Source organism: Alteromonas sp. ABV2_168, from assembly GCF_056161165.1.
Window position 1 is genome coordinate 473571 of record NZ_JBSWYQ010000003.1, and the last position, 20076, is coordinate 493646.

The 20076-nt window shown below is 48.5% G+C and carries 16 protein-coding genes; 10 read left to right on the top strand and 6 right to left on the bottom strand.

The window, feature by feature from the left end; translation table 11 throughout:
- Window position 1: 1 nt before the first annotated feature.
- Window positions 2-292, top strand: coding sequence for a hypothetical protein (locus tag ACXAH4_RS07655; protein ID WP_474881334.1), 291 nt, complete (start codon window positions 2-4; stop codon window positions 290-292).
- Here ACXAH4_RS07655 and ACXAH4_RS07660 read toward each other — a convergent pair.
- Together ACXAH4_RS07660 and ACXAH4_RS07665 are read right to left on the bottom strand one after the other, a co-directional pair.
- The gene (locus ACXAH4_RS07660; protein ID WP_474881335.1) at window positions 271-1593 is read right to left on the bottom strand and encodes a sensor histidine kinase; all 1323 of its coding nucleotides are present in this window, start codon (window positions 1591-1593) and stop codon (window positions 271-273) included. The two genes, ACXAH4_RS07655 and ACXAH4_RS07660, sit on opposite strands and share 22 nt — an antisense overlap.
- Before the next feature lie 38 nt (window positions 1594-1631).
- A complete protein-coding gene (locus ACXAH4_RS07665) occupies window positions 1632-2324 on the bottom strand; it encodes a response regulator (protein WP_474881337.1) in 693 nt (230 codons plus the stop codon).
- 239 nt (window positions 2325-2563) lie between these two features.
- Here ACXAH4_RS07665 and ACXAH4_RS07670 point away from each other — a divergent pair, with 239 nt between their 5' ends.
- The 5 genes from ACXAH4_RS07670 (at window position 2564) to ACXAH4_RS07690 (ending at window position 7650) form a co-directional block, all read left to right on the top strand.
- Window positions 2564-2773, top strand: coding sequence for a hypothetical protein (locus ACXAH4_RS07670; RefSeq protein ID WP_474881339.1), 210 nt, complete (start codon window positions 2564-2566; stop codon window positions 2771-2773).
- On the top strand, window positions 2773-4404 hold the full coding sequence (locus tag ACXAH4_RS07675; RefSeq protein ID WP_474881340.1) for a PepSY-associated TM helix domain-containing protein: 1632 nt from the start codon (window positions 2773-2775) through the stop codon (window positions 4402-4404). Before ACXAH4_RS07670 ends, ACXAH4_RS07675 begins: the two co-directional genes overlap by 1 nt.
- Entirely contained in the window at window positions 4401-4730 is a 330-nt protein-coding gene (locus tag ACXAH4_RS07680) for a DUF3325 domain-containing protein (protein WP_474881341.1), read from the top strand. Before ACXAH4_RS07675 ends, ACXAH4_RS07680 begins: the two co-directional genes overlap by 4 nt.
- 17 nt (window positions 4731-4747) lie before the next feature.
- Window positions 4748-5440: a DUF4198 domain-containing protein gene (locus ACXAH4_RS07685; RefSeq protein WP_474881343.1), complete on the top strand. Its 693-nt coding sequence runs from the start codon at window positions 4748-4750 to the stop codon at window positions 5438-5440.
- A 233-nt stretch (window positions 5441-5673) separates the two neighbouring features.
- A complete protein-coding gene (locus ACXAH4_RS07690; RefSeq protein ID WP_474881345.1) occupies window positions 5674-7650 on the top strand; it encodes a TonB-dependent receptor domain-containing protein in 1977 nt (658 codons plus the stop codon).
- 252 nt (window positions 7651-7902) lie between these two features.
- Here the strand turns inward: ACXAH4_RS07690 and ACXAH4_RS07695 are convergent, their stop codons facing one another.
- The 3 genes from ACXAH4_RS07695 to ACXAH4_RS07705 form a co-directional block, all read right to left on the bottom strand.
- Window positions 7903-8949, bottom strand: a complete 1047-nt coding sequence (locus ACXAH4_RS07695) for an IS5 family transposase (protein WP_474881347.1) — start codon at window positions 8947-8949, stop codon at window positions 7903-7905.
- 181 nt (window positions 8950-9130) lie between these two features.
- A complete protein-coding gene (locus ACXAH4_RS07700; protein WP_474881349.1) occupies window positions 9131-9733 on the bottom strand; it encodes a YigZ family protein in 603 nt (200 codons plus the stop codon).
- Window position 9734: 1 nt separating this feature from the next.
- Window positions 9735-10949 carry a M24 family metallopeptidase gene (locus ACXAH4_RS07705; RefSeq protein WP_474881351.1) on the bottom strand — a complete coding sequence of 405 codons (1215 nt, stop codon included), beginning with the start codon at window positions 10947-10949 and terminating at the stop codon, window positions 9735-9737.
- A gap of 244 nt (window positions 10950-11193) precedes the next feature.
- Between ACXAH4_RS07705 and ACXAH4_RS07710 the strand changes: the two genes are divergently transcribed.
- The 4 genes from ACXAH4_RS07710 (at window position 11194) to ACXAH4_RS07725 (ending at window position 18669) form a co-directional block, all read left to right on the top strand.
- Window positions 11194-12972 (top strand): DUF885 domain-containing protein, encoded by a 1779-nt coding sequence (locus tag ACXAH4_RS07710; RefSeq protein ID WP_474881353.1) that lies wholly within the window; start codon window positions 11194-11196, stop codon window positions 12970-12972.
- 154 nt (window positions 12973-13126) lie between these two features.
- The gene (locus ACXAH4_RS07715) at window positions 13127-15118 is read left to right on the top strand and encodes a sensor domain-containing protein (protein ID WP_474881355.1); all 1992 of its coding nucleotides are present in this window, start codon (window positions 13127-13129) and stop codon (window positions 15116-15118) included.
- A 27-nt stretch (window positions 15119-15145) separates the two neighbouring features.
- Window positions 15146-17659, top strand: coding sequence for a chemotaxis protein CheB (locus ACXAH4_RS07720; protein WP_474881356.1), 2514 nt, complete (start codon window positions 15146-15148; stop codon window positions 17657-17659).
- Window positions 17660-17661: 2 nt separating this feature from the next.
- Window positions 17662-18669 (top strand): PAS domain-containing protein, encoded by a 1008-nt coding sequence (locus ACXAH4_RS07725; RefSeq protein ID WP_474881358.1) that lies wholly within the window; start codon window positions 17662-17664, stop codon window positions 18667-18669.
- Between the two features lie 47 nt (window positions 18670-18716).
- Here the strand turns inward: ACXAH4_RS07725 and ACXAH4_RS07730 are convergent.
- A partial coding sequence (locus ACXAH4_RS07730; RefSeq protein ID WP_474881360.1) for an Ig-like domain-containing protein occupies window positions 18717-20076 on the bottom strand: 1360 nt, incomplete at its 5' end.

Sequence of the window (20076 nt, forward strand, 5' to 3'; positions counted from 1 at the left end):
CATGGATAAAAAAGCACTTTCAGAAAGAGATATTTGTACCAAGTACATAACGCCTGCAATTGAAAAAGCGGATTGGAAACAAAATCAATTTCGAGAAGAAGTAAAACTTACCGATGGTCGCGTGAAGGTCACAGGAAGACTAGCATCTCGTATTAAAAACCCTGACCAAAAAGGTGGTCCAAAGAGTTCCTCTTATACAAAACTGGGCAAATCAGTATGCAACACAGTGCAGTCGCGAATTCAACTCCGAAGTGCATCTCCCAGTGTGAGTCAAAAGATAATTTTTTGCTGAAAAGGAATATTCGATAGCAAAAACGAGAGGGTAAAACGGGTTTGGGGAGAACTGTGCAGTGTCAATGTGCCGTGAATATGAGGAAGAATGGCGTTGACGATGGCTAGCCCCAGACCGCTGCCACTGCTGTCGATTTGCCTTTTGTAAAAGCGCGCGCAAAGTGTGTCTAAAGAGTCATCGGTTAATTGCGTACCTTGATCAGTGATACTGATGGCCATCGTGTCAGTTGTTACTGATACCTCTACATTCACGTCTCCTTCACCGTGCATAAGCGCATTTTCAAGCAAATTCGTCAGCACTTCGTGAAAGAGGTAGGAGGAGCCGAGACAGACCTGATATTCCGCTTCGGCAGGAATATGCAGGTTCAGCGTACGTTGTTGTTTGTCAAAACGAGGCAACAACAGGTTTATTACTTGTCGTATGCAGCGCGACATCTGGGTTTGCTGAATACCTGCACTCCCATCGCCATTGTGTTCCAGCCTTGCCAGTTGGAGAAGTTGGGAAACCAGTTGTTGTAGACGTGCCAGTTCTGTGTGAATTAGCGAAAGATCCTGACTTTTTCCATGCGCGACATTCTCAAACTGCAGTGCAAGTACCGTTAATGGGGTGCGTAAGCTATGCGCTGCGTCAGCCACAAACTGTCGCTCTGCCTGATACGCATTATCGAGTTTTTCCAGCGCAGTATTCGCCGCTACTGCTAAAGGTTGGATTTCAGAGGGTAATGCCTCAGTGGGAATGTGTTTAATGTCTCCGTGGGGGTGAATGTTTCCGGCGACGGCAGAAGCATGATTTACCGAACGTAACGTCCAGCGCACCAGCAACGGCACCAGAATAATACTAAGTAGAAGACTCAGCGGCAGCATTAGCCACAGTGTACGGGAAATCCGTTGGTTAATTAAGGGCTCAAGAATGGCGCGAAAATGAGAGTCATTCAACGACACCATCATAATATTGCCGTCATTGAGCCCGACAGGCACGTTGAGAACGTGGCCGATACGATTAAATAATAATGAATACCAGCTTGTCGATAGCACGGATGGCTTGAAACGCCGCGGGCGTTCCAGGTTTTGTGAATACCACAGCAACTCACCGTCGGGTGAATACAGCGTGTATTGCACGTCGCCAGTGGTTTGTTGCCATAAAGGAAGCGTCGATAACCCTTTATCCGCGGTGACGCCATCTACCAGGCGATGGGCTTCCACATGCACAAGTGAACGACGCAAGTCGCCGATAGTCTGGTTGAGGTACATGGTGGAAATCATAAGCCCTGCTATCAGCATCAGCAGAAGCGCCAGAGTCATTCTGCCAGAGAGACTGGCCGTTATTATCTTCAACCACTTTAGCAGCATGCGGGGTTATCACGTATCGCAATTTTATAGCCCAGGCCCCGCACCGTTTCGATCTGGCAGTTAGCGCCTTCTTTGGCCAGCTTGCGCCTCACCCTTGATACCAAAGCCTCTACCGCATTGGGAGAAGAGTTTTCATTGAAGCCGTAAAGGCGATCTTCAAGCTGATTTTTGATAACCACCCAGCCCACGTGGTTGACTAACTCGCTTAATAACAAATATTCCCGGCGGGCAAGTTGAATAGGGGAGCCATCAACAAAGGCCAGTTTTTTCACTTTGCATAAACACAGATTCGCCACTTCGACGACACTCCCGCTTAATTCTTTTGGTCGTCGCAACAGGGCACGCAGGCGGGCATGCAGCTCGGCAAACTCGAAAGGCTTAATCAGATAATCATCTGCCCCGGCGTCCAATCCTGCGATTTTACTCTGCAGGGCGTCTCTGGCAGAAATAATTAAACACGGATTTTTAAAGCCGAGTGTGTTACGTAACTGCTTTAAAACGCTCATGCCGTCGCCGTCAGGCAATCCTAAATCAAGGATCACCAAGTCGTATTCTACCAACTGCAGCAACGCCAATGCTTCTTTTGTCGTGGCAGCTACATCAATTGAAAAGCCATGCTCAGTCAGATTGTCACTCAGTAAGGCACGCAGGGCGCTGTGATCTTCAACAACTAATAATTTCATGCTTGAACGTTCTTAATGGGTAATCTTGTCAGGGTGTCGTCAGGTTCAACGATTACACTTGCCTACTAATAGTAATCATAATCATAATCATTATCCCTTAGTAAAGTGAAGCGTTTTATTTTATGTTGCTCTCCAGTTTATACCACTTGTTCTTGTTGCCGCGAAAACCTTTGTTGAAACGGTCTGTCGTTGATGTTGTGTGGCGCGTTTTGCTTGCTACGGCAGGAAATTATGCGGTGGTGGCATTATGGACCGCGGCGTTTGCCGTAAGCTTACCTTTGCCCAGGCCGGATGCACTGTTATTGGCAACCATGCTGGCGTTTGTTCTGTTCACTGTTTTAGTCATAGTGACGTTTAGAGTCCAGCGCCTTTGGCATATTACCGGACTAATGATGGTATTAGGGCTGGGCGCGATAACAATACTTGCTTTGATGGGAGCGTTGGGGTAATGGGTGCAATACCAGCAGCGTCCAAACTGAACTGGCGCCAGAGCAGCAGTTGGGTGCATACCTGGTTAGGGCTGTTGTTCGGCTGGGTTCTTTTTATGGTGTTTGTTACCGGCACCATCAGCGTGTTTCGCGACGAACTCAGCGTGTGGATACAGCCTGAACTGTTGCAGGTAACTGATACCGAGAACGTGGCAGGCGTGCAAAACGCCATAGAATTTTTAGAGCAACAAGGGCCAGCTGCTCAGTGGATCATCACGTTGCCGCACCGCTCTGCCACCGTATCAGTGCGATGGCTGGCGCCGGGTGAGCCTCGTTCAAAACGCGCGGGTAAGCGCGCAGAGTTGGAGCCTGCCACCGGGCAGCAAGTTACGCCCCAGCCAACCCGGTTTATCGATTTTCTGTATCGCATGCACTTTGAGCTGTATAACTTACCTCGAAGTGGCGCGCGCTGGTTTATTGGTATCGCTACGGCAGCCATGTTTATTGCCCTTATCACTGGCGTAATTATTCACCGGCGTATCTTTGCCGACTTCTTCACCTTTCGCCCTCGCAAGGGCCAGCGTTCCTGCCTGGACTTGCATAATGCCGTGTCTGTATTGGCGCTACCGTTTCACCTGATGATCACCTTCAGCGGCCTGCTGTTGCTGATGTATCTACTGATCCCCTGGGGAATTGACGCAGCTTATGAGGGCGATTTTCAGCAATTTCGTCAGGAGAGCGGCGGCAAAGGCGGGGTAAGCATGCAAGAACAATCCCTACCGGTAGCGCCGCTACTGACTCAAAACGCAACAGACCCGCGCTACATCGTGCCCGCTTTGCTTAAAGGTGCGCGGCAACGATGGCCAGCGGGGGTGAGCAGTATACAGATTATGGATCCGCTGGGTACGCCTTCCTATATTTTTAGCCAACAAGGGGCAAATAGCATTGTGACGCGGGCAAGAAGTGAAGCGTTACGGTTTGATGGCAGCGACGGCACCCTTGTAATCAGTTCGCCTGACACCCAGAGCATCAGTGCGACACAGGGGGTTTACAACGTTTTGACCGCCTGGCACCTCATGCGCTTTGCCCAACCTGTGCAGCGTTGGTTATATTTTGTCGGTGGTGTTGCCGGTTCGTTAATGGTGGCATCTGGGTTGGTGCTGTGGAGTAAACGGCGCGAAGAAAAGTATAAAGGGGCATTGCTTCCGGCCAATTTGCGCTGGGTTTCTGTTTTAAACCTCACCGCCATTATTGGATTATTTCTCAGTATTATCGCCGGGATCTGGGCAAATCGAGTGCTTGGCGGTAGCGACCAAAGAATGGTGAGTAACGACATTATCGTTTTCTTTTCCACGTGGTCGGTGTTCTTTGCATACGCCTGGTTGCGACATTGGGTATGGCCTAACCCCTCGCGCTGCTGGCAGGAAAGTCTGTGGGCCTGTGTTATTACCTTCGCCGCGCTGGTGCTCTTTGATGTTGGTGTCATCCTGCCGCTCGCCATGGAATCTTCTGTCGGCCTAGCAATTTTGCTCAGTGCGGATGGGGTTGTTCTTCTTCTGGCGGTGGGGGCGTGGCTCACATTACGCTGGCTGAAGCGATACCCGGCTAGAAAACCCGCTTCGCGGCCAGCAAAGGCGGTAGCGCAATCATGATATCGGCCCTTCTTCTATCGTTGTCAGGCTGGATGTTGCTGCTGATGGGGATGCCTCAGCATCAGCGGGACATATTCAAACGAATCTTACCTACCTTGCAGCGTAGTGCGCTTCGAATTATTGCTACCGTACTGTTGATACTTGCAGCGCTACCGTTTGTAACGCCTCACGGGCTGTCAATTGGCATCATTATGTGGTTGATGATGCTGACGCCGACAGCGCTGGCCACCATGATGCTATTTTCCTTTACAGCCAATAACACCTTTTTTATTGCGGCCATTGTCATCGCTGGGCTTGGCGTGTCGGCCACATTCTTACAACTTTGATTAAGAAAAATAGAAAAATGCTTTTAAAGTCACTTTGCCTATTAACCTTATCGACATTCTCACTTACTTGCGCCGCTCATACGTTGCTCATCAAAGCCGAAACAACGTCCAAAACGGTGGAAATCATGATGACGGAAAAGTTTTTTGAAGGCGATAGAACATTAACACCCAGTCGCCTTGCTACCCGTATGGTCACTGCCAAGGGCGTACAATGGCTGGTCGCAGAATCTGATGAGGATGCGAAAGTGCTTCGCTACCGTCTGCCTGACGAACAATCACAAGGAGTGATTTTTACCACGGCGGCGCCCCGCTATCGGGGAATGACAAAAGGTGAGCCTGCTACTTCGCCTAAAAACACACTGCGTATTGATGACTTTGCCAAAGCCGTTGTGGGTAGTGGGAGCACGGAAAGCCTGGTATCTGGGCAACTGCTGGAAATCGTACCGTTACAGCATCCTTCCACACTAAATGCAGGTGATGAAATGCAGGTTCAGGTATTACACAAAGGCAAGCCGCTGCAAACGAGTGTCAAAGCGATTCCCCCAAGCGGCGACACCCAGCGTTTGAAAACCGATGATTCTGGAATAGCGATGATCAACGTTAGCGCTGCCGGCATCTGGGTGATAAAAGCCGGTATCAAATCCCGTTCTGCCGAGGACAATATGAGCGGGGCCTACGAAGCTGGCGCCAGTCTTTTATTCACCCTTTAAGGGTCATCACTTCCTTGTAAAAAGAGGATGGCTTTGGGCTAGTTACTTATTAATTTGTAAATAATAATTATTATCCTTAGCGTTTTAGTTAAAATTTAAATTGCACAGAAAAGTAAAGAGGACTTATGAGATTAACCACACTCGCTTGCGCGGTAAAAACACAACTGCCTGGGTTTTCTGCCTGCCGGCAGTTTGCGCTAGCTTCATGCATTTCATTGGGCGGCATTTCCACCTTGGCATCAGCACAGGAAAATGACGACATTGAATATCTGGATACTACAGTAGTCAGTGCCAGTGGTTTTGAACAAGTGGTGTCAGAGGCACCCGCCAGTATCAGCGTGGTTACCCCGGAAGAATTGGAATTACGGCCTATCACCGATTTTACTGACGTTATTCGAGAAATTCCCGGCGCGGCGTTAACTAATGGTGAAGGGAGGAACGTAGACATCAGCTTGCGCGGTATGCCAGCGGGCTACACCTTGATTCTTATTGATGGTAAACGCCAAAACCTCAATGGCATTGCCCGTCGCGGGAACAACAATGTAAAGCAAAGCTTTCTTCCCCCTGCGTCGGCAATTGAGCGAATTGAGGTGATTCGCGGCCCCATGTCCACTCTTTATGGGTCTGATGCTATGGGTGGGGTAATTAACGTTATTACTAAAAAAGGGTCTCCTGAATGGATGGGTGAAATCAGTGCAGACTACACCCTGCAAGAAGAAGCCAATTTTGGCAATGGCCGTGGGCTGAGCTTTTATCTGAATGGGCCTGTGTATAGTGATAAGGTTGGGGTGCAAATCAGTGGTCGTGAACAGCACCGTGATGAAGACAACGTTCCTCGCGGTGAACCCCAACGAACCAACCGCAACCTTACTGGAAAAATCTGGTACAAGCCGTATGAGGATCAGGAGTTTATTTTTGAAAAAAGCCATGAATACTTCAATATGTATGCGTGGGTAGCCGGGCGTTCACCCGGTAACCTGTGGGAGCAGACCACCCGGCGCGATGCATGGTCGCTCTCTTACTTCGGCAAATGGGACATTGGTAATACCCAAGTACTGTTTCAAAAAGAAGATGCAGAAAAAGGCGATAACGAGGCGGATAATTGGACACTTGATGCCAAGATTGTCACGCCCTGGAAATTGTCCGGTGATCACATCACGACATTGGGTACACAGTTAACCAGTAACGAGGTGAACAACTGGAATATCGAAAGTGTGCAGGGGGATGTGATTGATGTTATTACGCAAAAAAATCAGGCGGTATTCATCGAAGATGAGTGGGGTTTCATTGATGGCTGGACGCTGACTTTGGGCCTGCGCTACGACGATCCGGAAGATTTTGACAGCCATCTCAGCCCACGGGCATATCTGGTGTGGCAGGCCTCAACGGAGCTCACCATTAAAGGGGGCGTCGCCACCGGCTTCAAGGCGCCGCGTGCCGATTACGTTGCCCCAGGTCTGGTAACCAGCAGTGAAGACAGTACGACCGGTGCGTTATCCTATACCTACGCCAACTCTGACATGCAGCCCGAAACCAGTGTTAACTATGAGATTGCCGCTATTTGGGAAGGGTTTGATCGTACCAACATCGCAGTCACCCTGTTTAGAACCGAATATAATGACAAACTGGATAGCTTAAGTTATCAAACAGTTTATTCAGATGAGCAGGGTAATCTGATTATTGGTGATATTGTCGACCCGCAAGGCTATTGTGCCGATGCCCTTGCCACTGTTGACTACGAGTGCAGCTGGTCACGGCGCGTTAACATTGATTCGGCGTGGTCACACGGGGTTGAGCTAACGTTAGATACATCATTAACCGAGACAATTTCATGGAAAGCGGCATATACCTGGCTGGATTCTGAAGAAGAAACCGGTGAAAACGCAGGGCAGCCCCTCAGCGGCTCCCCTCACCACAACCTGGTTACGACATTACGGTGGGATGCCACTGACAAAGTTCAGGCCTGGGCAAGCTATCGCTTCCGCTCTCGACTGCGCGCCAGCAACCGCCCTTCTCCGGGCTGTTTTGGCGATGACTCATGCCCGTCGCTGGGCTTACTTGATGTCGGTGCAACGATCAATCACAGTGAAACTTTGCGCTTTAATGTAGGCGTACACAACATCACTAACCGAGACTGGTCCGATTATGACACCAAAGGAAGCGTAGAAGATGGGCGGCGCTTGTTTGTGCGGGCCACCTATAACTTCTAATGATGAGAAAATGCAGCGCTAGTGCCTGATATCATTGCTAAACAAGCCGGTAAGGTGAACAGTAAATCGCTATCGCCTTCCGGCTTTTGTTTATGAAAGGCGCTAAACACGCCAACATTACTCGTTAATGCCCTCGCAGTTGCTTTATCCGAACCGTACACTTTTTTACTAAGGAAACAGCGAATAAGCCCTGCAATTTAGGTCTGGATCGAGACTTTGTACTGCCAGCTTAACTTTTGAACGCCAAATTTCCTATTTCGGCCAATATACTGCCGTTTTAGGCCGGATTTCGCCCCTAATCCGGGCTATTCCCGGATTTAAGAAAGAGTTAGGCTTACGTCGCAACATCTGGTCTACTTTAAACAGGTTTGCCAAGGTGAATAGCATGGCTAACTGTGAATCATTTTTCATCAGCCCTTTATAACGTGCTTTGATAAAGCCGAACTGACATTTGATGATCCGGAACGGGTGTTCTACTTTCGCCCGAATGCTGGCTTTTAAATATTCGATGTTGATGGCGGTTTTATTCTTGCGGGGATGCTTCTTCAGCGCCCGAACTTTTCCGGGACGCTCAGCAATCAGCCATTCAACATCCGTGTCTTTAAGTTCTTCCCGCTTTTCTGCGCCTTGATAACCAGCATCGCCAGAGATGAATTCCTCATCGCCATGCAACAGGTTCTTCATCTGATTCAGGTCATGCTCATTGGCGGCGGTGGTTACCAGCGTATGGGTCAGGCCACTCTTGGCATCCACACCAATATGGGCTTTCATCCCGAAGTGCCATTCATTGCCTTTTTTAGTCTGATGCATGTCCGGGTCACGTTCATTCTTTTTATTTTTAGTGGAGCTGGGTGCTTCAATAATCGTGGCATCTACCAATGTTCCTTGCGTCATCATCACACCGCAATCCGACAGCCATTGATTGACCGTTTTGAATAATTGGCGAGTCAGCTTGTGTTTTTCCAGCAAGTGCCGGAAGTTCATAATAGTGGTGCGGTCAGGAATGGCTTTATCCAGTGACAGTTGTGAAAACTGACGCATCGAAGCAATTTCATATAACGCATCTTCCATCGCTTCATCACCGAGGCTATACCATTGCTGCATACAGTGAATGCGAAACATGGTCTCAAGCGCATACGGACGTCTGCCATTGCCTGCTTTAGGATAAAAGGGTTCAATCACTTCCAGCAATTGAGACCACGGCAGCAGGTTATCCATCCGGGATAAGAAAATCTCTTTTCTCGTCTGGCAGCGTTTGCTTGAAAACTCGCTATCTGCAAAGGTGAACTGATGGCTCATAGACGTTAATGGCTGTGATTTACTATGCAGCTATGATCTCACATCGGGGACTTATTCGCATCTTCCTTAGCAGAATGCTTATTTGAACGTCCCCGTCAAACCCGCATGAATAGTGGAGCTGAGAACTGCATTAAGTTCATTTCCACCAAATATCACATACGCTTTTGTAGTTAACGGACCGTCACCCTTTAACGGCTTTTACTGTCAAACCGAGACTTCCTTCATATTGACGTAAAGCCTCAACGGCGCTGTCGGGTATGGCAATACTAAGGTTTACAGCCTGCGAGTAAGTGCAATCTGTGACTTTACCTTTTACCGATTCAGTCCAGTGGCGGACAAATTGTTCCTGAGCAAAATCAGAGGTCACGGTAAAGGCATTCAGTTTTACCTGAGTAATAACCGGCAGGGTTTCCATGGTCTGTTGTGCTGCGCCAGAATAGGCGCGGACAAGTCCGCCGGCTCCCAGTTTTATACCGCCAAAATAGCGGGTAACGATCATCATGATGTTACCCACCGGTTTATGCTGCAATACATTGAGTATAGGCTTTCCGGCTGTGCCGGAGGGTTCCCCGTCATCAGACATCGCCACGCTGAGTGGCTGGTCGGGATGGCCTAAAAGATACGCCCAGCAATGATGTCTGGCATCCGGATAGCGGGCTTTCACTTCATCAAGCATCAGCATGGCGTCTTCGCGGGTCTGGGCGAAGCCGGCACAGGCATAAAATTTACTCTTCTTAATTTCCAGCAGGGTTTCGTAACGCTGCGCAGGAATGGAATAACTCATCTTAGTTAAAAGGTTTCTCAATACTGTTAGCGGGCTCAGTAAACCATGCTGGGCCTTCATCTGTCATGTAGAAATGGTCTTCAAGGCGGATCCCGAAATCCCCGGGGACCACAATCATCGGCTCGTTACTGAAACACATTCCGGTAGCCAACGGCTGCGGATTATCTTTCACCAGATAGGGCCATTCGTGTATGTCCATGCCGATACCGTGACCGGTGCGGTGGGGCAGGCCGGGCAACTGATAATCGGGGCCCAGCCCGTAGCCCGCCAGACAGTCTCTGGCTGCGGCATCAACCCGTCCGCAAGGCGTACCGGGTTGTGCTGCGTTAAACGCGGCAATCTGCGCTTCTTTTTCTGCTTGCCACAAGCGGGCCTGTTTTTCTGTAGGCTCTCCAAAGCAGTAAGTACGGGTTATGTCAGACAGATAACCTTTTAATTTACAGCCCGTGTCGATGAGCACCAGATCGCCGGGTTTCAATACCTGTGGATCTTTCACGCCATGAGGAAAAGAGGTGGCTTTACCGAACAGTACGATACAGAAACACGAACCTGCCGGCGCGCCGGTTTTCTTGTGCGCTTGATTAATGAACTGTTCCACTTCGGTGGTGGTGATCCCTTCGTAAAGAATACTGGCGGCGGCTTTATGCACCTCCAGCGTCATATCCATGGCCCGCTGGATAAGGGCCAGTTCCGGTGCCGTTTTATGCATGCGGCATCCTGCAGTCACCGGACTGGCGTTAACCAGTTGGAGCTCCGGCATGGCTTTTTGAAAACCGTCGGTAATAAAAAAGGCCGTTGATTCATCAATACCCACTTTATCACCTGGCTTTACACCGGTCTGTTTTAACAAGCGGGCGAACAGGACATATGGGCTTTCATGTTCCTGCCAGCCGGCAATGTCACCGGCGATGATCTGACGTTCAGACAGGGAAGCTATTTCGAAAAACGGTGCGATAAAAGTGACCGGACCTTCTGCTGGCAGTAATGCGCCCACCAGTCTTTCACTGGCGTACAATTCAAGGCCGGTGAAATAGGTCATATTGGTGCCGGCATTAAGGTAAAGCGCCGCAATACCCTGCGCTTTCATTAATGCCTGCGCTTTTCGGATCCTGGCTTCAAACTCTTCTTTGCCAATCGCCACAGTATCTTTTGTCATATCCTGAAGCGTGGACAAAGCTTCTTCTTTTGTTTTTCCGCCTATGCCGTTTCCTGTCATGTTACCTCCGGTAAATTCGCTTATTTTGCCGGTTATCTGTCCGGCTTCTTGTGGTTGCTATCATACGGATATATAAGCAAAGGATCTCCTCGTCCGGCGGTAAATTCAGTCCGCCTGCCGATTTGCTGTTTATCCGCTCAATTTGCACAACCGGCGGCTAAATCTGGTAATCCGTTGTCCCGCCGTGTTAAAACTCAATACAACCCATTTCAGGTACATAACAATAAAAACAGGGAGAATATTTGTGACCACTTTTACACGCTCTGTACGCATCCTCAGTTTATCCGTCTTTCTGGCCTTTCAGGGAAGTGCTGCGGTGTATGCGGCTTCTGAACCCCTTGCAACAGATACCGCCGACGGCCAGTTTGAAACCTTATACTCGCAGGAATGGCAGTGGCGTAAGAATTACTACAGTGTGGATGAAAACAGCGATACACACGCAGCGCCATCTGCTTTGCCGGATGTGAGTCAGGCCACGCAGGAAAAGCGCCTGAGCCGCTGGCAGTCTGTGCTGAGAGAGCTGAATACTATTGATACCGCCACATTGTCGGAAGAGAATCAGACCAACTATGCGGTATACCGTAATCAGATTGAAAACCTCATTATGGATCAGGAATACCGTAGCTGGGAAAAGCCTTTGCTGGGTGATACCGCATTCTGGAGCGACCTGACATACCTGGCGCGGGAGACATTTCACAGCGAACAGGATTATGTGAATTACATCGCCTGGCTTAACGATATGCCACGGTATTTTGATCAACAGATTGCCAACATGAAAATGGGTCTTGCGCGGAAGTTTACCTTACCGGCGATTTCTCTGGCTGGCCGTGAACGCTCTGTGGAGTCGGTAGTTGACGCTGCTGGTGAAGATAACGTGTATTTTCAGCCGTTTATTAAGTTCCCTGCCAAAATCTCTGCACAGCGACAACAGGCTTTGCGTGCACAGGCACAAAAAGCGATCAGCGAAGCGGTGATCCCTGCGCATAAAAAGCTGCTGTCCTTTTTAGTTGAAGAGTACATCCCCGGGGCACAGCCTTCCATTGCCGCTTACGATTTACCTGATGGCAAAGCTTATTACCGTGCTCAGGCAAAAAAGTACACCACACTGGATCTAACGCCGGAAGAAATTCATCAGATTGGTCTGGATGAAGTGGCGAAAATCCGTGACCGCATGCACGATGTCATGGCTGAAGTGAATTTTGATGGCGATTTAGCCGCATTCCTTCATTTCCTGCGCACCGATCCGCAGTTCTATGTCGATACGCCTCAGGCGCTGCTCGACAGAGCGGCCTGGACAGCCAAAGAGTTTGATGCCGTGGCCTCTGACTTTTTCGGTCATCTGCCCCGTGCCCGTTTTGCTATTATTCCTGTGCCTGATGATATTGCACCGTTTTATACTGCCGGCCGCGGTGGTCCGGGCGTTTATCTGGTAAACACCTACGATTTACCTTCACGCCCGCTTTATTCGCTGCCTGCCCTGACCCTGCATGAGTCAGCGCCGGGACACGCCTTCCAGATGCCGTTGTCACTGGAAAATGACGGGATCCCGGACTTCCGGCGGGAAAGCTACATTTCTGCTTACGGAGAAGGATGGGCTCTGTATACCGAGAAGCTGGGCGAAGAGATGGGAATTTACCACACCCCCTATGAAATCTTTGGCATGCTGAGCTATCAGATGTGGCGTGCAGCACGGCTGGTGGTAGATACCGGTATCCATGCAAAAGGCTGGAGCCGTGAACAGGCGCAGCAGTTCATGAAAGACAACACGGCGCTGTCGGTCCATGAAATTACCACCGAAGTTGATCGTTATATTGCATGGCCGGGTCAGGCGTTGTCTTATTACCTGGGACAAATGGCAATGGAATCAAACCGTGCCCGCGCTGAATCTGCATTAGGTGAAAAATTCGATATCCGCCATTTCCACGATGCGGTTTTGCAACTGGGCTCAGTACCTTTGTCTGTGCTTGAACAACGCATCGACCGGTTTATTGAAGAAGGCGGTGTGTCTCCTTATCAAAAATAGCGAAAAATCTCCTCCTGCGCGGTTGTTCAGACCGCGCAATACTGAACTTTTTACCCTGATATCCCGTTATTTGATATAGCGTCTATGCTATATAACGGATGTGTATGAAAGTGGTTGCACATGAGTGGATGTCACTTTTACAGGGTTTTCAACGGTGAGTCATACAGTAACGAAAGAACCAGTGTTTCACCCATCAGGAAATGTCAGTGAGCTGTTAGTCGAACTCAATGACGGGTTCACCGCATATTACGATCAGGATAAGAAGTTGTGCCGGGCAACACCGAATGTTTCCCGGTTCGCCTACACCTCTTTACTGCCTTCCGCACTTCATCAACTGGATACCGATAAAGCAAGTCAGACTCCCCAACTGGTAGAAGTTGAAAAGCTTATCGGGTATCACTGTGTACTTTCATCCACCGGTGATCCGGCTTGTCCGTGGGCGCTTTCAGTATTCTCTGACAGTAAAAGCATCACTAAGATTGCACACGATTTACCCGTGGGAGTAATCAATGTAGATCGCCACTGGAACGCTGTCTTTGTGAATGCACGTTGCGCAGACATGATGAAAACCTCCATGGATGAGCTTTACGGCAGGGGCTGGACTGATTATATGCCGCCGAAAGTGACCCGTGAGTTCCAGGCGCATATTATGGATAAGGAACTGAAACGTAGTCTTTATAAAACCCGTATGGAGTTTGTCAGTCCTCTTGGCAGTATTTTCGTTTTTTCAGTTCAACTGGCCGCCTATTTTAACCACCGTGATAATTTTATCAGTGCCACTATTACAGTGAACGATATTACTAAAGAGTTTCGCGCCGAAACCAAACTCCAGTATATGGCAGATCACGATCCATTGACTGAACTGTTAAATCGCAGCGCGTTTATCCGTAAAGTGGAAGAACTCGAGGAAGCTAAATTCAGCCGCTCTCTGTTTGTATTTGTTGACCTGGACAAGTTTAAAGACATTAACGATACCCTGGGCCACAAATTCGGCGACAGAGTGCTTGAAGTTGTCGCGAGACGAATACAGGCTGTAGTGCGTGAGCAGGACTTATCCGCCCGTTTTGGTGGCGACGAGTTCGTGATTTGCATGCCAGGCGTCACGACAGAGAAAGTAGTGGGTAACATTGCGAAAAAGATTTCCAACGCGCTCAACAGGGTAACGACAATAGAAGGGAAAGATTTGTCCATTCAGTGCAGTATCGGGATTGCCTGGACGCCTACTATACAGTTTGAAGAATTCACTTCCCGCACAGATAAAGTTCAGGCGGTTGTCGATGCTGCTGATCAGGGCATGTACGAAGTAAAGAAAGGGGCTTTTGTCACTGAACATTTCAAAATTTACGATGTGAATTTAAGGGAGCAGCGTAAATGGGTAAAAAATCAGAAGAACGAACTGCAACAGGTGTTGGATAAGGGCGAGTTAGTTAGTCATTTTCAGCCAATTTACAATCTCAGCGGTGAAATTGTTTCCGTGGAGTCACTGGCCCGTTTCACTAAGCCGTTTGAATTTTTTAAAGGCATTGAAGAAGTTATCACCTTTGCCAAGCGAAATAATATGGATGAGGCATTGTTCAACCAGGCGCTAACAAGGGCACTGGATGGGTTTGCCAGACTTCGTGCACAACATAGCAGTTTGTACCTGAATCTTAATGTGGATATATCTCAACTGGAAGAAGAAAACTTTTCTAAAACCATCACAAATTTGTGTTTGCAAAGACATATCCCGTTTACCGCTGTCTGCGTTGAAGTTACCGAAAATATGCTGGAGCGGAACAGCGCCAGAGTAGAACAGCAAATTGAGCAACTGGTCCGGCGTGGTTTTCTCATTTCCATGGATGATTTTGGCACTGGCTACAGTTCATTCAAGCGCCTGATGAATTACAATTTTAATGAACTGAAAATCGACCGGTACTTCATCGAAAATATGCTTGATACCGAGAAGTTCAGGAAAACGCTGAAAGCAATGATTGGTATGGGGAACAGCCTGGGCTTACAAATTCTGGCTGAGGGTATAGAAACGGATGAGCAGTATCAGATGTGCCGAAAAATGGGCGTCCATCTTTTTCAGGGATTTCATTTCTCTCGCCCTGTAGATTCGGATACACTGGAGAAAATGCTGCTAAAACAGCGACTCGCATCATAAAAACACATTGGGAATTGGAACGGGAACATGGAAAACTCGGAAAACCAGAAGGCATCACACTATATTGTGGGAATTGGCGCTTCTGCCGGTGGTCTGGAAGCATTGCAGGAGTTGTTCAGTCTGCTGCCAACTGATTTAGGTGCCTCATATGTAATCGTTCAGCATCTGTCACCAGATTTTAAATCCATGATGGATGAATTGCTGAGTAAGAATACATCAATGGCAGTCCATCAGGCAGTTGAAGGAGAAGAGTTACTGGCCAATACTGTTTACCTTATCCCGGCCGGCAAATTGATGCGCATTGCAGAAGGAAAAATATACCTTTCTGATTTACCTCCGGATAATCGCATTAACCTGCCAATTAATGAGTTATTCCGCACTCTTGCGGAAGATGCGCAGAATCATGCAATCGGAGTTATTCTCTCCGGTACTGGTTCTGATGGCAGCAGGGGAGTGCTGTCTCTGAAAGAGATGGGCGCCATGGTGATTGCCCAGGACCCTGAAGAAGCCAAATTTGACGGTATGCCATTAAATGCCATTAACACCGGCTCAGTAGACTTCGTATTACCTATCCGTGACATTCCTGACCAGATTAAGCGTTTTATCCAGCATCCTCTGGCCCGTGAAACACGGAGTAAATTCCGTGAGCACCTATCAAAAAATTCAAAAATTCTCGATGATATTCTGGCTCTGATAAATGATCGTACCGAGCTTGATTTCCGTGCTTACAAAGAGTCTACAGTATCGCGCCGCATCGAACACCGGATGAGTATAAACAGCAAGCACACCTTGCATGAGTATTGGGAATACCTGAACTCAACGCCCGGCGAGGTGGAGCTGGTTAAGCAGGACTTATTAATCGGCGTCACGCAATTTTTCCGTGATGGCGAGGTGTGGGAAAAGCTGTTTGAAGATGTAGTGAAACCACTGGTGCTGGAAACACCTAAAGACGAAACTATTCGCATCTGGTGCCCGGGCTGCTCAACCGGCGAAGAGGCATATTCGTATGCTATTTTGTTTGCTGAAGCGATGGATGAATTGCAGGTTGAGCGTCATGTAACGGTATTTGCCAGCGACATTGATCAGTCTGCTATAGCTTTTGCGGCTAACGGTACTTACCCCAGCAGTATTTCTTCAGAAGTGCCGGCAGAATATTTGACGAAACACTTCACTCACCTTAACGACAGCAATTATCAGATTAGCAAGCGTATCCGTAATATGGTGGTATTTGCGACTCATAACCTGATTCAGGATCCGCCGTTCTCTAATATGAATCTGGTAAGTTGCCGGAATACTCTTATCTATCTGCAAAATGCGGCCCAGCAGAAAGTAATGGCGTTCTTCCATTTTGCATTAAAAGTCAGAGGATATCTGGTTTTGGGTACGGCTGAATCGCCGGGGAGTTTCAGTATCTACTTTGATTTTACGGATCAGCGTAACCGTATCTATCAGAAAACTAAAGACATCAAGGTGCCATCCTCTCAAATCAGCAGTACCTCATCTTTCCAGAACCGTCACTATCGTCCCAAATCGGTGACCAACTATTTGAGTATGCCGAACAAGCGTATTGATAAGGAAAGGAAAGCCGCGACCATTGGCCGTCAGGCGGTGATGGATGAGTATATTCCGCCTACATTGATCACCGACAGTAAATTGCGGGTGGTGTACAGCTATGGCGATACTTCACTGTTTACTGCCAAATTACGACCGGGCCTGGTGACCTATGATTTGTCAGATATTTTGATTGATGAACTGTCCGGGCAAGCGATTTCGGCTGCCCATCAGGTGTTAAGAGAAAACTCCTCGGTGCTGATGCAGGATATTAAAGTGGATGCAGAGGAAAGCTGGTCCCTGCGGTGTTTTGCTTTTCACGAAAACGGGCCTGACAATTCCTATCTCGCTCTCAGTTTCTTCAAGGGCGGTATCAAGCCTGCGCCGGTGTCTGATGTTACCTATGAGCGGGGTGAGCAAACTGAAAAACGTATAGAAGAGCTGGATAACGCGCTGATTGATTGCCAGAAGCTTTACCGCGAAGCACTGGAAGATCTGGATTCAACCAGTGAAGAATTGCAGTCGAGTAACGAAGAGTTGATGGCTGCTAACGAAGAACTTCAGTCTACCAATGAAGAACTTCAGTCGGTGAACGAAGAGCTTTATACCGTAAACAGCGAGTATCAACAGAAAATTGCAGAGCTCACTGACATCAATAATGATTTAGAAAATTTGATGATTGCAACGCATCTGGCGGTACTGTTTTTGAACAGCGATTTGAAAATCCGCCGGTTTACGCAGGCTATGAAGCAGTATGTCAATATCATCGATTTTGACATCAACCGGGATTTCAGAGATTTATCATTCAAAAAGCCCCTGACAGAACTGGATGAGCTGGTGTCTCAGGTAAATCGTGGTCAAAAATCGTCAGTAACTAAAATCTTCTCTGAGGAAGACAGCACCCGGGAACTGGAAGTGACGGTCAGCCAGTACAAAATTGGTAGTACCGCGAAAGGCGTTATCATTTCTATTATTGAGTGCCGTCGTTAAAAATGCGTGACGATGCTAAAGAGCCGGCTTCTTTTTCACCGGGGCAACACTACCTGGAAACTGAGCTCTACGATTTGCTTCAGAATGACAAACTCATGTTCGAGTTTTTTCAGGAAGAAGTTGTCGACGGTCTCTGGTACTGGGATTTAACATCGCCGGACAATGAATGGATGAGTCCAAAATTCTGGCGTCTGTTTGGTTATGATCCTGAATTCAAAGAACACAAAGTGCATGAATGGCAGGACATAATCTTTGAGGAAGATCTGGCTGTGGCCCAGCGCAATTTAGCGCTTCACCTGAAGAATCCGGATATCCCCTATGATCAGATGGTGCGCTATCGCCATAAAAATGGTTCAGTCATTTGGGTAAGGTGCAGAGGAATTGCAATTTATTCAAGCGAAGGAGAACCGGTAAGACTGCTGGGATGTCACCTGGATATGACCCGGGTTATGGAAAAGCAGCAGGAATTGCTGGGCCTGCAAATCAAGTATGATCATATGGTCAGGCGATTGGATGAACTGCACGTTGAGTTAAATCAGAACAAAGCGTTGAATGATTCTCTGCAACGTATGGTCGCCAATGATCAGTTATCCGATGAGTTCGGATTCGCGGGTAAACAGTTTTTTATAGAGCAGACGCGGCTATTGGCACAGAATGCTGCACGTTTGAATCTGAGTATCGCCACTATTCGCGTTGCGCCGAAGAATCTTCATGGTGACATTACTCAGATAACGGAATTTAAAACCTTTCTGAAAAAGTTTTTACTACCGGAAATTGCTGGTGGCGTACTGTATCCTTTTTCTGATGAACTGTACGGTTCGATAATGATGGGCGTGGAAACTGATACGCTGATTCAGATGGAATCAGCTCTTCAGGAGCGGGCTAAAGCTTTCGAGTGGTTATCCGGAGAGCAGAGTCTGGAAATGTCATTCCGGACAATGCCGGTGACAGATGAACTCAAAGATAAGTTTCTTGATTTATCGTGTTTGCTCGAACTTTTCTATAAATAAAAAGGGTGTGCAGAGAAGCACACCCTTTGTTTTCTTTCTGAATTTCCTTAGATATCGATACTTAACGGGCCAAGGTTCAGAGAGAGCAGTGAACCCGAATCACCCGAATCGCCGGAGTCAGAGCTTGGACCACTCAGGAAGCCTTCGAGTAGTGACAGACTTCCTCCTTCATTCACAGTGGTTACGTTTCCGGCAGCATCGGTAATAGATGCCGATAACGATAACGGGCCTACACCCAAATCGAGGAACGGTCCGTATGTCCAGGTACCATCTTCAGCAACGGTCGCGGTTACTGACACAGTTTGCTCAATTCCCAGAATGTTGGCAGTCAAATCTACATTGACGGCCAGACCTTCCAGTTCCGGATCGGCAGTTCCAGAGATAAACGGTTCAGTAATTGTAGGTACGTGAGTCACATTCAGTGACGGCGGGGTCACATCGACTTCGCCACTCAGAGCTACCTGACTGAGGTTTCCGGCCACGTCCAGCACTGACACATTTACATTCAGAATACCTTCCGCTACATCGGTAGGGATATCCAGCGTATAAGTGCCGTCGCCGGCTACCGTCGTTGTCAGCGACTGGGTTGCGCCCAGCGCGTCTTCTGTTTCAATGGTTACAGTCGCACCAATTTCATCAGATGTACCTGAGATGGTCGGTGTTAAATCGTTAGTGAAACCAATTGCATCAACAGTCAGGATGGGCAGTGTCAGGTCGATTAATCCTGACGTGCTGACCGTTGCCAGATTGCCGGCATCATCAAGCACCGATACATTCACATCCAGCAAGCCCTCAGAAATGGCGGTTGGCACAGTCGCCGACCAGGTCCCATCACCGAGAACTGTGGCGTTGAAGCTTTGCGTATCACCGTTACCATCCGTCACAGCAATACTGATAAGAGCGCCGATTTCATCAGAGGTACCGGAAATCAACGGTGTACTGCTGGTCAGGTCCGCAATCGGGTTAATGTTCAGGATTGGCAACGTCAGGTCAATCAGGCCGGAGGTATTCACCGTGGCCACATTGCCCGCGGCATCCAGCACCGACACATTCACATCCAGTAAGCCTTCTGAAATTGCCATGGGCACGTTGGCAGACCAGGTGCCGTCGCCGAGAACTGTCGCGTTGAAGCTCTGGGTATCGCCGTTACCGTCAGTAATATCGATGGTTACCAGTGCGCCGATTTCGTCAGACGTACCGCTGATGAGCGGCGTGTCGCTGGCCAGATCGGTGATCGGGTTGATGTTCAGGATTGGCAGCGTCAGGTCAATCAGGCCGGAGGTATTCACCGTGGCCACATTGCCCGCTGCATCCATTACCGACACGTTCACATCCAGCAAGCCTTCTGAAATCGCCATGGGCACGTTGGCGGACCAGGTACCGTCGCCGAGAACTGTCGCGTTGAAG

What these genes read in the sequence shown, in the direction of transcription:
- ACXAH4_RS07720 (WP_474881356.1), top strand. Translation starts at nt 15,146, where the DNA reads ATGGAAAACTCGGAAAACCAGAAGGCATCACACTATATTGTGGGAATT.
- ACXAH4_RS07655 (WP_474881334.1), top strand. Translation starts at nt 2, where the DNA reads ATGGATAAAAAAGCACTTTCAGAAAGAGATATTTGTACCAAGTACATA.
- ACXAH4_RS07705 (WP_474881351.1), bottom strand. Translation starts at nt 10,949, where the DNA reads ATGACAGGAAACGGCATAGGCGGAAAAACAAAAGAAGAAGCTTTGTCC.
- ACXAH4_RS07680 (WP_474881341.1), top strand. Translation starts at nt 4,401, where the DNA reads ATGATATCGGCCCTTCTTCTATCGTTGTCAGGCTGGATGTTGCTGCTG.
- ACXAH4_RS07725 (WP_474881358.1), top strand. Translation starts at nt 17,662, where the DNA reads ATGCGTGACGATGCTAAAGAGCCGGCTTCTTTTTCACCGGGGCAACAC.
- ACXAH4_RS07695 (WP_474881347.1), bottom strand. Translation starts at nt 8,949, where the DNA reads ATGAGCCATCAGTTCACCTTTGCAGATAGCGAGTTTTCAAGCAAACGC.
- ACXAH4_RS07665 (WP_474881337.1), bottom strand. Translation starts at nt 2,324, where the DNA reads ATGAAATTATTAGTTGTTGAAGATCACAGCGCCCTGCGTGCCTTACTG.
- ACXAH4_RS07660 (WP_474881335.1), bottom strand. Translation starts at nt 1,593, where the DNA reads ATGACTCTGGCGCTTCTGCTGATGCTGATAGCAGGGCTTATGATTTCC.
- ACXAH4_RS07700 (WP_474881349.1), bottom strand. Translation starts at nt 9,733, where the DNA reads ATGAGTTATTCCATTCCTGCGCAGCGTTACGAAACCCTGCTGGAAATT.
- ACXAH4_RS07685 (WP_474881343.1), top strand. Translation starts at nt 4,748, where the DNA reads ATGCTTTTAAAGTCACTTTGCCTATTAACCTTATCGACATTCTCACTT.
- ACXAH4_RS07675 (WP_474881340.1), top strand. Translation starts at nt 2,773, where the DNA reads ATGGGTGCAATACCAGCAGCGTCCAAACTGAACTGGCGCCAGAGCAGC.